At 45.5% G+C, this 14282-nt stretch carries 15 protein-coding genes; 5 read left to right on the top strand and 10 right to left on the bottom strand.

Features of this window, described 5'->3' with window-relative positions; all coding sequences use genetic code 11:
- Positions 1–5: 5 nt before the first annotated feature.
- The 7 genes from BK127_RS19250 to BK127_RS19220 all read right to left on the bottom strand — a co-directional run bounded on the left by BK127_RS19250 (position 6) and on the right by BK127_RS19220 (position 6099).
- Positions 6–575, bottom strand: coding sequence for a manganese catalase family protein (locus BK127_RS19250; RefSeq protein ID WP_076233126.1), 570 nt, complete (start codon positions 573–575; stop codon positions 6–8).
- A 32-nt stretch (positions 576–607) separates the two neighbouring features.
- A complete protein-coding gene (locus BK127_RS19245) occupies positions 608–871 on the bottom strand; it encodes a spore coat protein CotJB (protein ID WP_076233228.1) in 264 nt (87 codons plus the stop codon).
- A 91-nt stretch (positions 872–962) separates the two neighbouring features.
- The gene (locus tag BK127_RS19240; protein WP_076233125.1) at positions 963–1163 is read right to left on the bottom strand and encodes a spore coat associated protein CotJA; all 201 of its coding nucleotides are present in this window, start codon (positions 1161–1163) and stop codon (positions 963–965) included.
- A gap of 145 nt (positions 1164–1308) precedes the next feature.
- Positions 1309–2352 (bottom strand): sporulation integral membrane protein YtvI, encoded by a 1044-nt coding sequence (gene ytvI / locus BK127_RS19235; protein ID WP_076233124.1) that lies wholly within the window; start codon positions 2350–2352, stop codon positions 1309–1311.
- Positions 2353–2368: 16 nt separating this feature from the next.
- Positions 2369–3718: a hemolysin family protein gene (locus BK127_RS19230; protein WP_372237363.1), complete on the bottom strand. Its 1350-nt coding sequence runs from the start codon at positions 3716–3718 to the stop codon at positions 2369–2371.
- 66 nt (positions 3719–3784) lie between these two features.
- Positions 3785–4909: a radical SAM/CxCxxxxC motif protein YfkAB gene (gene yfkAB, locus BK127_RS19225; protein ID WP_144026501.1), complete on the bottom strand. Its 1125-nt coding sequence runs from the start codon at positions 4907–4909 to the stop codon at positions 3785–3787.
- A 134-nt stretch (positions 4910–5043) separates the two neighbouring features.
- Positions 5044–6099, bottom strand: a complete 1056-nt coding sequence (locus BK127_RS19220) for an HD-GYP domain-containing protein (RefSeq protein ID WP_305954310.1) — start codon at positions 6097–6099, stop codon at positions 5044–5046.
- A 379-nt stretch (positions 6100–6478) separates the two neighbouring features.
- On the opposite strand from BK127_RS19220, the gene BK127_RS19215 reads away from it, so the two are divergent.
- Together BK127_RS19215 and BK127_RS19210 are read left to right on the top strand one after the other, a co-directional pair.
- On the top strand, positions 6479–7309 hold the full coding sequence (locus BK127_RS19215; RefSeq protein WP_076233121.1) for an undecaprenyl-diphosphate phosphatase: 831 nt from the start codon (positions 6479–6481) through the stop codon (positions 7307–7309).
- Positions 7310–7424: 115 nt separating this feature from the next.
- Complete coding sequence (locus BK127_RS19210; RefSeq protein ID WP_076233120.1) at positions 7425–7859, top strand: PilZ domain-containing protein; 435 nt, start codon at positions 7425–7427, stop codon at positions 7857–7859.
- Here the strand turns inward: BK127_RS19210 and BK127_RS19205 are convergent.
- Together BK127_RS19205 and BK127_RS19200 are read right to left on the bottom strand one after the other, a co-directional pair.
- Entirely contained in the window at positions 7834–9297 is a 1464-nt protein-coding gene (locus BK127_RS19205; protein ID WP_076233119.1) for a bifunctional metallophosphatase/5'-nucleotidase, read from the bottom strand. The two genes, BK127_RS19210 and BK127_RS19205, sit on opposite strands and share 26 nt — an antisense overlap.
- Positions 9298–9329: 32 nt before the next feature.
- Positions 9330–9788 (bottom strand): molybdopterin-dependent oxidoreductase, encoded by a 459-nt coding sequence (locus tag BK127_RS19200; protein ID WP_076233118.1) that lies wholly within the window; start codon positions 9786–9788, stop codon positions 9330–9332.
- 180 nt (positions 9789–9968) lie between these two features.
- Between BK127_RS19200 and BK127_RS19195 the strand changes: the two genes are divergently transcribed.
- From BK127_RS19195 to BK127_RS19185, 3 genes are all read left to right on the top strand, one after another.
- Complete coding sequence (locus BK127_RS19195) at positions 9969–10664, top strand: molybdenum cofactor biosynthesis protein (RefSeq protein WP_076233117.1); 696 nt, start codon at positions 9969–9971, stop codon at positions 10662–10664.
- A 43-nt stretch (positions 10665–10707) separates the two neighbouring features.
- Positions 10708–11778, top strand: a complete 1071-nt coding sequence (locus tag BK127_RS19190; RefSeq protein WP_076233116.1) for a ThiF family adenylyltransferase — start codon at positions 10708–10710, stop codon at positions 11776–11778.
- A gap of 158 nt (positions 11779–11936) precedes the next feature.
- A complete protein-coding gene (locus BK127_RS19185; protein WP_305954308.1) occupies positions 11937–12998 on the top strand; it encodes an HD-GYP domain-containing protein in 1062 nt (353 codons plus the stop codon).
- Between the two features lie 93 nt (positions 12999–13091).
- Here BK127_RS19185 and BK127_RS19180 read toward each other — a convergent pair whose 3' ends face one another.
- Positions 13092–14201: a C40 family peptidase gene (locus BK127_RS19180; protein WP_076233114.1), complete on the bottom strand. Its 1110-nt coding sequence runs from the start codon at positions 14199–14201 to the stop codon at positions 13092–13094.
- Positions 14202–14282: the final 81 nt, after the last annotated feature.

The following is a 14282-nucleotide window of genomic DNA, read 5'->3' as shown; positions in this document are numbered from 1 at the left end:
ATTTGTCAAAAAACCTTCTTCGCCCCCTGCTCCGACTTCAGGATTTCCACAGCCTCACGAAACCGTAAGGAATGAACCACTTCCCGCTCACGCAAAAATTTCAGACTGTCCTGCAGATCAACATCGTCCGTCATATCAATTAACCATTGGTAGGTGGCTCTCGCCTTTTCTTCCGCTGCAATATCCTCATAGAGATCGGCAATAGGATCTCCTTTCGCCTGAATATAGGCTGCCGTCCAAGGCACACCTGAAGCATTCGTGTAAAATAAAGCCCGGTCATGGCTGACATAGTAATCATCGAGTCCAGCAACCTTGAGCTGTTCGATACTCAAGTCCTTCGTGAGCTTGTAAACCATAGTGGCAATCATTTCCAGGTGAGCGAATTCTTCTGTAGAAATATCTGTCAGGAGACCGATGATTTTATCCGGAATTGCATAACGTTGATTCATGTAGCGCAGCGCGGCGGCAAGCTCTCCATCCGCACCTCCATACTGCTCCAGCAGCAGCCTGGCCATCCGGGGATCGCATTTACTGACCCGTACCGGATACTGCAGCTTTTTCTCATAAACCCACATGGCTGAGTCGCCCCTCTCGTCATATAAGCCGATTAAACCTGCCAAGGCCATGGCGTATCGATCCACTGCCAAGGCTGTCGTGTAAAGCTTTGACCAAAGCTTTTGAGTGGGCCGAAGTGCTGTTCAAAACGCCCTGCAAGATGCATTCTCTTTTGCGCACATTGGTTATATTGTTGTATGGCCTGGGTGTCCCGCGGATGCGTATCCAAATATAAAGTGAGCTCCACCAACACAAAGTCAACCTCTTGAAGCTCCAAAAGCATTGTATAGAATTGCTCCGGCATTGTATGTTCCATAGCCTGCAGCTCCTTCAAAGTTTTGCTCAGCAAATGGGCTTTCACCCAAGTTTGCGGTGCTTTTATTATAGCGGCTCTACGCGCAACTCCACTAGCATTTAGACTCATAAGGACTAAAAAGCGCAGGCCATAACGTGCCATGCCTTAACGCTTCCTGCGGACTAAACTGGGGTAAATTCATCGGTTGAAATTGGATATATAATTGCGGTGGTGTTGAAAAAGTTTTCACTCGTATCGGCGGACACGGATCACAGGGACCTACATAGGGAAACCAGGCCTTTTCCTGATGCATGATCATACCTCCTTCCCAGGTTCTAGTGGTGTGTACTCCTTATTCCTATGTATATAACCGTTTCCTTGTCCATTATGAGTGTTTAATAAAAAACAAAAAACGACGATACATCGGATCGCCGTTTGGGTTAGTCTTATCATGGATTTTATAATTTAATGCTAAGCTTCATTACGCCCACTCGGCGGAGCGCCATGTAAACAATGATGAGGGAAGGCCCCAGGATAAGTCCAATCACACCTACCAGCTTAAAGCCAATGTACATACTGATTAAGGTTGCCAATGCATTAATCCCGACTGCGTTTCCGATAATTTTGGGCTCAACCAGCCTGCGAAACAGCATAATCACGACCAGTAATATCAGCAAACCAACACCCAGCGATACATTCCCGGACAAGATACTGTACAAAGCCCAAGGGACAAGCACCACGCTCGTTCCAAGCACTGGCAATACATCTACCGCCACAATCAATAAAGCGATCGCCAGCGGGTATTCTGTCCGTAAGAAGAGCAGTCCGATCAATGTTACAAAATATGTCAGGAAACTGATCAGCACTTGCGCGAAAATAAACCCGAACAGCGCTTTTCTCAGATCATACAGAACACTTATGATTTTGGGCTGTGATTTACCTTCAAAGATGCCCACGAACGACTGATACAAGGCAGGTAAGCTCAAGGAGATCAGATAAAGTCCGATGACAAACACGGCTGAAAATATAAATAAATTAGGTATCGTCTTAGCAATGTCCAGAAAATAAACCGATACTGCCGTAATAATCTCCTTCAGATTTTCAGAGATCGTATTAATTCCTGCTTCTGTCCAGGCTTGCAGCTGTGCAGCCAAACCGTCAGGCAAGGTTGTATAAAAAATTTGGGTTTTCTCAGAGGTCATATCAAAAAACAGCTGGGCTTCATTTAAATATTCAGGTGCATTTCGCCAGAACTGGATCAGCTCCGATACCATCTTGAACCCGAGTAAATAAAAGAAGCCCAGCACTCCTGCCGTAAACAAGCTGCAGATGACACCGGCCGCCCATTCTCTGCTCATTCGCGTAAGCTTCATCAACCATTGAATCGGCTGCTCCAACAGGATAGCAACGAGCAGGGCCAGCATAAAGGGAAATCCAATCGTAAACATTCCGTACAGCAGCAGCACACCCAACGTTACAAACAGGATCATCCTTAATGACATGAAACGGGCTTCCCCCTCATTCAGTTTCTTGAATGACTGGTTTCGCTAGTTCGGCTTTCTTATAGATCATCACTCTCATAATTCTAAGCCTTCTGACCTCCGTAATTTCAAAAACAAAATTTTCGAACTCCAGCTTCTTCCCTTTGGCGACGACACCATCCAGCCTCGTAAACAGCCAGCCGCCAATCGAATCCACCTCATCATCCTCGATACCCAGACCCAGCAAATCGTCCAGATCCTCGAGCAGAACCCGTCCATCTACAGAGTAGCCGCTGCCCCTCTTTTCCACACTTGGGACCTCATTCTCGTCAAATTCATCATGAATTTCACCGACGATCTCTTCCAAAATGTCCTCGGCAGTCAAAATACCTGCTGTACCGCCATACTCATCAACGACTATCGCAAGCTGGGAATGCTTACGCTGCATCAGCTTCAGCACGTGGCTGATTTCCATTGATTCGGCCACCATCAACACAGGACGAATGTAATCCTGCAGCTGGCGCTCCTCGTCAGGATCAGCAGTCAGTAGATCCGTAATATGAACAAAGCCGATAATATTGTCCTTATCCTCGCTCGCTACGGGGTAACGGGTATGCTTTGTTCTGTATACAACCTTCAAATTTTCTTCAAACGGCACATCGGCAAATAAGCAGTCCATATCTGTGCGCGGCAGCATAATTTCTCTCGCTACACGATCCGAGAATTCAAAGATATTATCAAACAGCGCGAACTCGTCCTTATCGATGTGACCGCTTCTAGCGCTTTGATTCATAAGTATGCGAATTTCCTCTTCGGTATGCGCAGCATCATGTTCAGTCGCCGGTTTAATGCCAATCAAGCTGAGCAAACGATTCGCAGCGCCGTTCAACACCCAGATTGCCGGGAAAAATATTTTGTGAAACAGCAGCAGCGGGGCTGATGTCCAGAGTGCAGTCCCTTCCGATCTTTGAATCGCGAGTGATTTAGGCGCCAGCTCTCCAAGCACGATATGTAAAAAAGTAATAACAGCAAAGCCTATAAACACAGACAATACCGAGGAATACCAGGCACTGTTCCAGTGAAGCAGTGCAAACAACGGGTCCACGATCAAATGGGTAACAGCCGGTTCACCGATCCATCCGAGACCGAGTGAAGCCAGTGTAATACCGAGCTGTGTTGCGGATAAATAGACATCCAGCTTTTTCGTAACTGTGAGTGCATATTTGGCCTTAACCACACCCTCATTGTACAACTGTTGGAGCCTCGTTTCACGTACTTTGACCAAAGCAAACTCTGCAGCTACAAAAAATCCGTTCAGCACAACCAGCAGCAAAACCAGAAAAATATTAAGTGCAATGGATCCCCAATCAAAGCTTGTATGTGACAAAGACTTCAAACTCCTTTTCCACAAATTAACTACCCTAGCTCCTTAGGGGATTTGGTGAACATCCTCCTATACAATAGCTGCACGTTTGGTAAAATCGACATTCTTATAATAAGAATCGACAACCAGAAGATTGGGCCCGCAGCAGCTGACAGCCGGACAATGGCAGTTCATCGAAGCATGAAGAGGATGAGCTTCCCATCGCTCAAACACCTCCTGCAGCTTATCTCTATGTATATTACCCAAAGAAGGCACATCAGAAAAGTCCGTGACAAAAACATCTCCTGTGAACAAGTTCACATTCAATCGATTGCGTCCATCAGGATCATTGCGAACCGTTACATTCGGCTCTTCTCTTAGCCTGCGCAGCAATTGCTGATCGGCTTCACTTGTGTTGCAAGCGTAATAGGGCAGCGTACCGAATAACATCCACAGGCTGCGATCGCGGCCGTCCAGCAGCTTATGGATCGCCTTGCTGTATTGATCCAATGATAACCTCGGCAAACTAGCAGCAAAAGCACTCGGATACATGGGATGCACTTCATGCCGTTCACAGCCCATCTCGACAATAAGCTGATGAATGTCGCTCAGCTTATCCAATGTCAAATAGTTGATCATCGATTCTGCCGAAATAAACATCCCGTTGCTGCTAAGCTTCATTGTATTCTCAATCATAAGCTCATACAGCTTGCCTGTTGCCTTATCAGAAACAGTTCTGCCCGAATGAACGAAGCCGACTCTATGAAAGTCTGCCGCTGAAGTATAATTAAAGGAAATATGCATCACATCCAGATAGGGCGCAACCATCTCATATCGGGATATCGGCAGCGTCAAATTCGAATTAATCTGGGACCGAATCCCGCGCTCACGGGCATATTTAAGAATAGGGACGATATAGTCGCGAACCGTTTGCTCGTGATAGCTCGGTTCCCCCCCGGTAATGGAGATGGTTTCGAGGTGCTCGACCTGATCCAGCCGCTTCAGCACCTGGGCAACAGGAATCCGCGCTCCTTCAGTCATCGTTAGGGCATCCCCAACTGCACAATGCTCACATCTCATGTTACATAAATTCGTTACGGTTAATTCGATACTCGTTAATATATGTTTTCCGTGCCGCTGCAGCGATCGAATCGGGTCCCAAGGATCATTCTCGGGAGACATTGCCGGCAGCATGGAACTTAGCTTCTGGTTCATGATAAAGTTCACCTGACTCTTGACGTATTTTACAACCTATTGTAGCTTATGACGGATGAAAATGAAACCTGACCTGGAACAAGAGCAGCCCAAAACCAGAAAGTCTGGTTTTGGGCTGCTCTTGTCCATGATAACTATGCGATATCATTGACTCCGGTAATCATGATCGATAATTTTTTGGATAAATCTACATCAAACGGTGCATATATCTCTTCTCCCCCTGGGGTTTGAAGCACTCTTACGATAGGCCGTTGTGGAAATATGTTGTTCAAGCCAACGACCGTACCCATTTCGCCTGTATTAAGGGTAACATTAATCCCAAGCGGATATATCGCTATTTTATCACGAAAGAGCTCAATTTTTTTCTTTTCGTATAAGGTTTCGGTTCCCGTAAAGATGATCTCCATCGCTTGATGCGGCAGCATGGCTCTCCGATATACTCTGTGAGTAGTCATCGCATCATAGGAGTCCACCAGTCCGATCCACTTGGCATAATCATGAATCTCCGTACCTTCAATACCTCGTGGGTACCCGCTTCCGTTCAGACGTTCATGATGCTGAAACGCACAGTGTGCGGACAGTAAAGGAATATTCGGCTCATCCTTAAGCAGCTTAAAGCCATACTCGGTATGTCTTTTCATACAATCAAATTCGTCGTCCGTCAATTGGGCATTTTTGCGAAGAATTTCGTAGGGAATCTGTGTCTTACCGATATCATGCAGCAGCGAACCGAGACCCAGCGTCATCAGATCATTCCGGTTATAGCCGTATGCCATACCCAGCAATGTTGCGTAAATACAGACATGCAGTGAATGCTGAAACAAATAATCATCCATAACACTCATGTTGGTGAGCATAATCATGGCGTCTTGATGGCTGCTGAGATCATCTATAATCAGATTCATCACTTCACCGAAGTTTTTACCCAGCTTGTTATAGCCAGCTGTTTTGTTCTTTATCGAATTATCCATCAACTTGCGAAACGAGGTCCGTATTTCAGTAATAGCCTTAAATCTTGTCTCCTCACTCAGCAATTGCGGAATGATAATATCAGCCGTTCTTGGATCAGCGATATAAATAAAATCAACCCCGTACTTGCCAAGCCGGTTGATTAGCGTCTGCGTTAATTCTATTCCTTCTGCAAGAAGGACAAGTCCTTCTTCATTGTAGATCTTTTTACCGAGCTTCATCCCAGGTCGAACTATATGGATAGGCAGCAAACGCATAGGACAAACCACGTCTTCTTTCTACTAGGAAGTTAATATGTTCTAAGCCTTAATGTAATAGATTCCGTATAAAAGAGCAATACACTTTTGCAAAATCCGACACCAAAATCAGGCTTTTTTCAAAAAATAAGGCGGAATACGCAGAAGTTTGGCGGAAGGTCCGATCATTTATGAAACTTTGCAACTAGAATGCTGTTTTCTATATGACAATTAGCCTATTGAAATCAGGCATATTTCTTAACCGGAGTGCATACGTATGGGTATTCCCGTAAATCGCTATTGTCGGACATGCCATAACAAGCTAAAATAGAATAGGTTTGCACAAAATTAGTGGGAGGCTTTTATGTTAAGTTTAAATTATTGGGTTTCAATCGTGATGGGAATCGTAGAAGGACTGACTGAATTTTTGCCGGTTTCTTCTACCGGACACATGATTCTTGTGCAATCACTGCTCGGAATTCCCGAGGAAGACACGATGATGAAAATATTTGAGGTCGTTATCCAGCTCGGAGCTATTATGGCCGTCGTTGTTTTGTATTGGAAAAGGCTCCTTAGATTGTTTGGTCTGAAAAAAAATCCGGTACGTGTAGGAAAGAGAAATCTGAACCTTATCCATATTTTGATCGGAATTTTGCCTGCAGGTATTATGGGGCTGCTGCTTAACAAAATTGTGGATAAATACTTGTTTTCTCCAAAAACCGTCATGATCAGCTTGGTGATCGGTGGGATTTTACTCATTATCGGGGAAAGACGGGCTGCCAAATACGGCTCTCAAGCGAAGGATCTCGATGACATCACCTACAAGCAGGCGTTTTTCATTGGACTATATCAAATTTTGGCCGTTGTATTTCCAGGCTTTTCCCGTTCAGGAGCAACCATTGCCGGAGGGATGATGAATGGTGTAAGCCGCGGCGCGTCTGCAGACTTTACCTTCATATTGGCTATACCGCTCATGGTCGCTGCTTCCGGTTTGGTTGTGATCAAATCGTACCATCTGTTTACAGCCGATCTTATCGGTTATTTCATTGTTGGATTTATCGTTTCCTTCATCGTTGCCTTGCTTGCTGTTATGACGTTCATCAAGCTTGTGCAAAATACAAGTCTTTCTTATTTTGCCTATTATCGCTTTGCTGTGGCCGCTATATTCGCAATTTACTTCTTTACAATGAAATAATAAACGATGAAAAAGAACAATTTCTTTGTTCATCGGGCCTTGCTCTGGCTTTGCGCCAGGGTAAGGTCGTTTACAAATTACAGCACCAATTATATGAATTAAAGGTGGATGAAAGATGGCCGTCACTAATCATAGAGAATACTTCCGACTTTCGCTGCAAATCCCCCTATCCGCCCAGTTAAAAATCATTGGCATCAATCAGATCATGGTCGATACGAAGTACGCCCAGATTATCGTCGTGGACATCAGTGCTGGTGGATTGCGTATCCATTCCAAGCTCGATCTCCCGCTGAATATCGATTTGCTGCTCGAATTCAGATTTTCCTTATTTGACAAGCAGATGAAGATTCTCGGTACCATCACAAGAAAATCCATTTTCAAGCCAGAGCTATTCGAGTATGGCATTCAGTTTTCTCTGGATGAGCAGGCTCATAGCATCTTGATCGGTAAGCTGAATCTTCTCCACATTCGTCTTCGACAAACCAATGTCATTTCAAGCTGCAGCTTTTGTACCGAAGAGGAGCTTAATGATTTTTACTCGAATCATTAATATCAACATGCGCCCAGCGCTTGACCTGGCTTGCTTGAATCGCACCTGTCTCCTGAAGCTCCTCGCGAATGACATCCCGAATAAAATTAGGCAATATATATTCAATCTCCGTACCCTCTGATAATGAAAGAAAACCGATTCCGAAGGTGAACATATCAATCGTCCCTACTACATATTCCTTTTCCATAACGAGCTGCTCACTGCCGATCCACACACGTTTGATTTTGGAATAAGCAGGCGCTGACGCATCATATTCGACCCGCATTCCATCCACATTGAGAATACCCAGCACCTTGCCTCGAAAACCGAACCCATATAGTGGTTTTTCCATAAACTCAGGAATTCGCGACTCCTCCAGAGCTTTCCATATTCGTTCTCCAGTCAAAAGCATACGGCATGGATTAATGGGAGAAGGACAAATTTGCAGCAAGCGTCCCATAGAGACGGCCCCCATATCGAGGCCACCCAGCAGTTGTCCCGCATTGACGATAGCGATATCGGCATGAGTCCAGCGCCGTATGCCCGCAGCCAGCAAATTGCCCAAAGGTGCTTCTTCATACCATTCCGCACTTAAAGGCTGCTCCAGATAAGCCACCTGCCGTGAGAGTACCTGCTCTGAACTTGACCGGTATCGATCCACCAGCTCCGCAATATGCGCATCAGCCGGGTAGCTGGAAGCTTCATGAATAGAAGCGCTCACCTTCACCTTTTGTCGGGAATGAGCATCGATCTCAATATCCACTACACCGAAATATTGCCCAAACTTGCCTGCTGCGCACACATAGGTTTCTCCCATTCGAAGAGGCTCCTCCAGCAGATGGTGGGTATGTCCTCCCAGGATCAGGTCGATGCCCTGAGTCTCATCAGCCATTCGCTGATCATTGCGCAGTCCCAGATGAGATAGCACAACTATCAGATCAACCTGCGGACGCAGCTCACGCACCAGTTCAGACGTAATGGACAAGGGCTCTTTAATATCCCAACCCAGTAATTGATAAAAATCCGGGAAATAGGCCGTCACACCAATCAGCCCTACCTTAATCCCGGCTTTCTCTATAATATGGTAGGCTTTACCCCATCTGGGTATTTGACCACTCGTCGCCTCCAATAAATTGCTGCACAGTACGGTAAAGCGCGCCTCGGAGCCATACAGCAGGTTCAATGTATCCTGCGACAAGGTTAGTCCTTCATTATTGCCGATCGTAACCGCATCATAGCCCGTCTCGTTCATAATGGCCAGATTGGCGGAGCCCCCGCTTCCTTCTGTTTCGATGTGCACACGATCGATATGATCGCCCACATCCAGCGTTAGCGTATGCTCTTCACCTGCAGAACCACGCAGCTCCTTAAAGGCAGCCGCAATAGACGGCATTTGTTCAAAATGGCTGTGAATATCATTGGAGTGAAGAATTCTCAGCCGCAGCGTTCGTGAAGCCATAACGGCCACCTCCTATATATGTATGTTATGGCTTATTTGCGGAATTTAAGCTCATCCAGCGTAACTTGATTTTTGAACCCGTAGGTTGCTTCCTGGGACGAGTCGTCCGTATATTGGAACCGGATCTGCACAACACTTTTCACATTCAAGCATTCACTGCTTCCATTTGGAACATATAAGCGGATCGGAAACCCTTTGCCAAGAGGCTCTCCATTCTGTTCAAACAAAAAAACAGCCTCACCCAGCTCTTTCCAAGGAATCGAAGCTTGAAATTCATCCACTGCTTCTACGGTCATCCGGGCAGGCTCTCCTTCAGCACGATGCTGCTGCTGGTTTTGCCATGCAGCGTACCACGCCTTCAGCTCAAAGGCCTGACCTTGAACACCAGGAACTCGTTCTTCCAAAGAAACCAGCCGCGGAGACAAAGCTGCCATTTCCTGGACAGTCAATTCCGCATGACCGCTCACTTCATCATATACACGAATTTTCATCGGCTTCCTCCATCATTTAACTGGACCTGTAATAAAACGGATAATGCCTATTATACCACTATCCCTATAGAATATGGTATGCTGGAGAGAAACATCAACAAGCACTGCTTAATCGCAATGTACGTAAAATGAAATATACAATACCTTGATCTTCAATATATATCTATGGAGCGATTCATTATGAAATTAACCATCCAGGTTTTTGCCGGCTTGGCCGAGCGGATGCAAGGCTCACTGCTCAATCTCGAATGGGACCCATCATTTCCACTCACCCCCGTTCGGTTGAAGGAGCATTTACAAGCACAGTTCCCTCACGCATCCATTTTATTGTCACAAGCTTTTGTAGCTGTTAACCAAAGCTATGCGGATGATAATCAGATCATCCATGAAAATGATGAAATTGCGATTATTCCGCCTGTATCCGGAGGCCAGCCCAACTATGTAGAGCTGACGCGTGAAGTGATTTCCATACAAAAAGTAACCGACCAAGTGCTGCATCCGAACCATGGAGCAGCACTCACTTTCATTGGAACGACACGGGAATGGACGCATGGTAAACGGACAACAAGGCTTGAATATGAGGCCTATGAACCTATGGCTGTCAAAACGATGCAAGAAATCGTTGAATACATTCATAATCATTATGATGGTGCTCTATGTGCCATCACCCATCGTCTTGGATGGGTTGATATTGGAGAAATCAGCGTTGTCATTGCTGTCTCTGCACCACATCGAGATGCAGCCTATGAAGCAAACCGTTACGCTATAGAACGACTGAAGCAGGTCGTACCTATCTGGAAAAAGGAAATATGGGAGGACGGCTCCGAGTGGAAGGGTCATCAGCAAGGCCCTTGGAATCCACGGGAAGTACTTTGAATACATCTATCCATTTTGAATTGTTAGGGAGTTGAATCACTTCATGAATACTACTAATCTGCGTGGCGAAGCGGAAGGCGTATCCACTTCCAACCGTTATTCCAGACAGCTTTTATTTGCACCCATAGGTGAAACAGGTCAAGTCAGGCTTGGAACAGCACGTGTCGCTATCGTAGGCATGGGCGCATTAGGTACGGTATTGGCTAATCATATGGCAAGAGCAGGTGTTGGTTTTCTGCGATTAATTGACCGTGATTTTGTGGAAGAGAGCAATTTGCAGCGCCAGATGCTGTACGACGAAGCGGATGCCGCTGCCTCGGAGCCCAAAGCCATGGCTGCAGCCAAACGCCTGCAGCAGGCTAATTCCGAAATTACGCTGGAACCGATCGTCAGTGACCTTAATGCAATCAATGCCGAAGCCTTACTGTCCGATGTCGATCTCATATTGGATGGAACTGATAATTTCAGCGTGCGCTTTCTTATTAATGATGTGAGCGCCAAACATCGTATTCCATGGATTTATGGGGGTGCCGTAAGCTCCCGCGGTGTTTCTCTAACGATAATTCCAGGGTCTACACCTTGTCTGCGCTGCATGTTTGGACAATCGCCTGCTCAAGGCACTGCCGAAACATGCGATACTGCAGGCGTGATTGGACCTATTATCCACACCGTTGCTTCCCATCAATCCACAGAAGCCTTAAAGCTGCTTGTGGGGGCTCATGAACAGCTTAACCGTAAAATGGTACATTGGGATCTGTGGCACAACCAGCATGCCGCTGTAGACGTCAGCAAGGCCCGTAAAGCGGATTGCCCTGCCTGTGCGCAGGAGCGTTACGAATATTTGGAGCAGGATCTGGGAGAAGACACCATTCAAACCTTATGCGGACGAAACTCCGTACAAATTCAGCCGCTGCATGCAGGATCGTTTCATTTAGAAGAATGGGCTGCCAAATGGAGTCAGTTGGGCAGCATTGAGCTCAATCCTTTTCTCCTTAAATTCCATATCAACGATACATTAACCCTTGTCTTGTTTCCAGATGGACGAGTCATTATTCAAGGTACTAATGATCCAATCCAAGCCAAAAGCTTATATAGTCGTTACGTAGGAATGTAATCCTAACCGCACCAAAACTTTTGTATTATTTAATCTATTCTTGACTATTATTCGGGGTTTATGGTTCGTTATGCTTATTGTCAAGTACTAGATGAGTTTGATAGGATAAATTCATAAAACTGGATTTATTCTACCATTTTTTTCATACTTTAGTTGAGGTGATCTTCTTGAGAGTTTCGGTAATGGATTTACAGGTTGGAGATCGCACTGGTTCTGATATTTTTAATAAAAACGGGCTCCTAGTCGTTTCTGCCCATACCGTTTTGAATTCTTCGGATATCAGTAAGCTTAACTTGCATCACATTGATTATGTCGACCTGATGATCCGATTCGACAATTCGTCTAAACATGAAGAAGAAGTTATATTGCCAGAACAGGAAATCTCCAAGCATGCAAAAGCTTACGAGGAGGCTGTTGACGGTATCAAGGATTTATTCGAACAAGTTGAAAAAAGCGGCAAGCTCGATGAATCCCAGGTTAACGATAGCTTTGCTCCGCTTTCAAACGAGTTTGTTCGTGAGAGGGATGTCGTTTCGCTGCTTCTTACCTTAAATAACCAGGATGATTACACATACCAGCACAGCGTCCAAGTCGGGATGATTTCTTATTATATTGCTAAATGGCTTGGACAAACCAACGAAAGAGCTTTAATAGCTGGAAAAGCCGGTTATCTGCATGATATAGGCAAATGCCGGATTGATAAAGCCATTCTAACCAAACCGGGACGTTTGACGGATGAAGAATTCGAAGAGGTCAAGAAACACCCTGCAATCGGTTATCAGCTTATTAAGGACTCTAACATGAGTGAAGCTTTGGCCCAGGCAGCGCTGCAGCATCATGAGCGATTCGACGGAAGTGGTTATCCTCATGGGCTCAAGGAGTCTGCCATTCTTCCGCTCTCCAAAATCGTTGCCGTTGCTGATATATACAGTGCAATGATATCTTCCCGTGTGTACCAAAAAAAACGGGATCTACTGTTCGTATTAAGAGAGCTTCATAGACTCAGCTTTGGTAAACTTGATCCCAAAATTACTCAGGTGTTTATTCGTAATATGATTCCAAATTTTATTGGTAAGCGTGTTCTGTTGTCATCCGGTGAGACCGGTTACATTGTTCTGACTCATCCCTCGGATATGTTTAAACCTCTGGTCCAGGTGGATGATCATTTTGTGAATTTGACCGACCATCCCGAACTCGTAATTGAAGAAGTGTATGTATAGCCGCTTAGCCGAGCCTTTCTCTAGAGAAAGGCTCTTTTGCATGCTGCGGTAAAAGAAGTCAGCGAGTTACTTTGTAACCCACCGAATCCATAGTTAATAAACAAATCTCTTGGCTTCCAAAAAAGTTTCTTTCCAATACGGCTTATTGATATTGGTGATTTGAACCCCATTTTCCGGTTCTGGCGACGAATGGACGATACGGTTATTGCCCATATAAATAGCTACATGGCCCACCGTCTTATTGGAGCGAAACCGACCTGGCACATAAAAGAACAACAAGTCGCCTTTACGAAGCTGCTTCCTGCTAACGCTGGTTCCTTCGGCGGCCTGTGCACGTGCTGTTCTCCCTAAGGTTATGCCATAACGTCCATAAATATAGCGAGTAAATGTAGAGCAATCAAACCTGCTCGACTCCGGGTAAGGAGGAGCTCCAAACAAATATTTGACACCCATATAGCTTTTGGCTTTGGCTATTAATTGATTGACGTCGACATTTTTAAGCTTGGCAGCAGGAATCGCTGAATGTGTAAGCTCGGACACCCCACTATTAGGAGCTGCTGCACCGCTGCTGTTATGGGCAAAAGAAGCTACTGTCTGCTCTACATGATCTGCTGTTGGCTCTTCTCCCTTAAAAGGGTCATTCGGGTCGTCCATAAAATCAGCATCTCCACCAGTGCTTGCATCTTCAGGTCCATTGATAGGTTGTGAGGGATTCCCGGACGATAGATCAAGCTTGACTTCTTTGTCTGTAACGACAAAATTCGTATACGATGCAAACAAGGGGGAAAGCGCTGATACAGGTACATAAACCATCGAATTGCGCAAAATAGGCGGCTGCGCTAACCGAATGGTCCCTTCATCCACCCGTACATCATCAGAACCAATTTTCAGCTCATAAGCCGCATCAAAATCTCCTAGCTGGTAAATATTCCGATCGGCTTCCCATTTGCTATGAAGCTGTAAGGCTTGAGCCAAATCGTTACCTGTTACATAAGGGATCCCATCATAAATGGATATGGGTAGACGCGCCGATTCGACAGAACTCAGCGTGTTAACACCACCGACCCCACCTTTACTGAACGTTTTCAACTGCGAACCCGTGACTGATTGCTGCTGAACTTTATTGGGACTGCATCCACTGCCTGCTGTGGTTAAACATATCGCCAATACACTGACGATCCCGTATTTGACTGGAAGCTTCATGGTAGGTCGCTCCTCTTTCTCATCATATAAACAACTGGATCTGCTTGATCTACTTGCTTAGCATGAGAATTTAAGGGCTCT

The organism is Paenibacillus sp. FSL H7-0331 (assembly GCF_001956045.1).
Note: the sequence above shows the minus strand (reverse complement) of the source record. Positions and strands in the feature narration are given on the sequence as shown.

Excerpts from the sequence above, each read along its gene's own strand:
- BK127_RS19210 (WP_076233120.1), top strand. The coding sequence starts at position 7,425 with ATGGCCGTCACTAATCATAGAGAATACTTCCGACTTTCGCTGCAAATC.
- BK127_RS19200 (WP_076233118.1), bottom strand. The coding sequence starts at position 9,788 with ATGAAAATTCGTGTATATGATGAAGTGAGCGGTCATGCGGAATTGACT.
- BK127_RS19245 (WP_076233228.1), bottom strand. The coding sequence starts at position 871 with ATGGAACATACAATGCCGGAGCAATTCTATACAATGCTTTTGGAGCTT.
- BK127_RS19180 (WP_076233114.1), bottom strand. The coding sequence starts at position 14,201 with ATGAAGCTTCCAGTCAAATACGGGATCGTCAGTGTATTGGCGATATGT.
- yfkAB (WP_144026501.1), bottom strand. The coding sequence starts at position 4,909 with ATGAACCAGAAGCTAAGTTCCATGCTGCCGGCAATGTCTCCCGAGAAT.
- BK127_RS19240 (WP_076233125.1), bottom strand. The coding sequence starts at position 1,163 with ATGCATCAGGAAAAGGCCTGGTTTCCCTATGTAGGTCCCTGTGATCCG.
- BK127_RS19215 (WP_076233121.1), top strand. The coding sequence starts at position 6,479 with ATGTTAAGTTTAAATTATTGGGTTTCAATCGTGATGGGAATCGTAGAA.
- BK127_RS19250 (WP_076233126.1), bottom strand. The coding sequence starts at position 575 with ATGTGGGTTTATGAGAAAAAGCTGCAGTATCCGGTACGGGTCAGTAAA.
- BK127_RS19190 (WP_076233116.1), top strand. The coding sequence starts at position 10,708 with ATGAATACTACTAATCTGCGTGGCGAAGCGGAAGGCGTATCCACTTCC.
- BK127_RS19195 (WP_076233117.1), top strand. The coding sequence starts at position 9,969 with ATGAAATTAACCATCCAGGTTTTTGCCGGCTTGGCCGAGCGGATGCAA.
- ytvI (WP_076233124.1), bottom strand. The coding sequence starts at position 2,352 with ATGTCATTAAGGATGATCCTGTTTGTAACGTTGGGTGTGCTGCTGCTG.
- BK127_RS19220 (WP_305954310.1), bottom strand. The coding sequence starts at position 6,099 with ATGAAGCTCGGTAAAAAGATCTACAATGAAGAAGGACTTGTCCTTCTT.
- BK127_RS19205 (WP_076233119.1), bottom strand. The coding sequence starts at position 9,297 with ATGGCTTCACGAACGCTGCGGCTGAGAATTCTTCACTCCAATGATATT.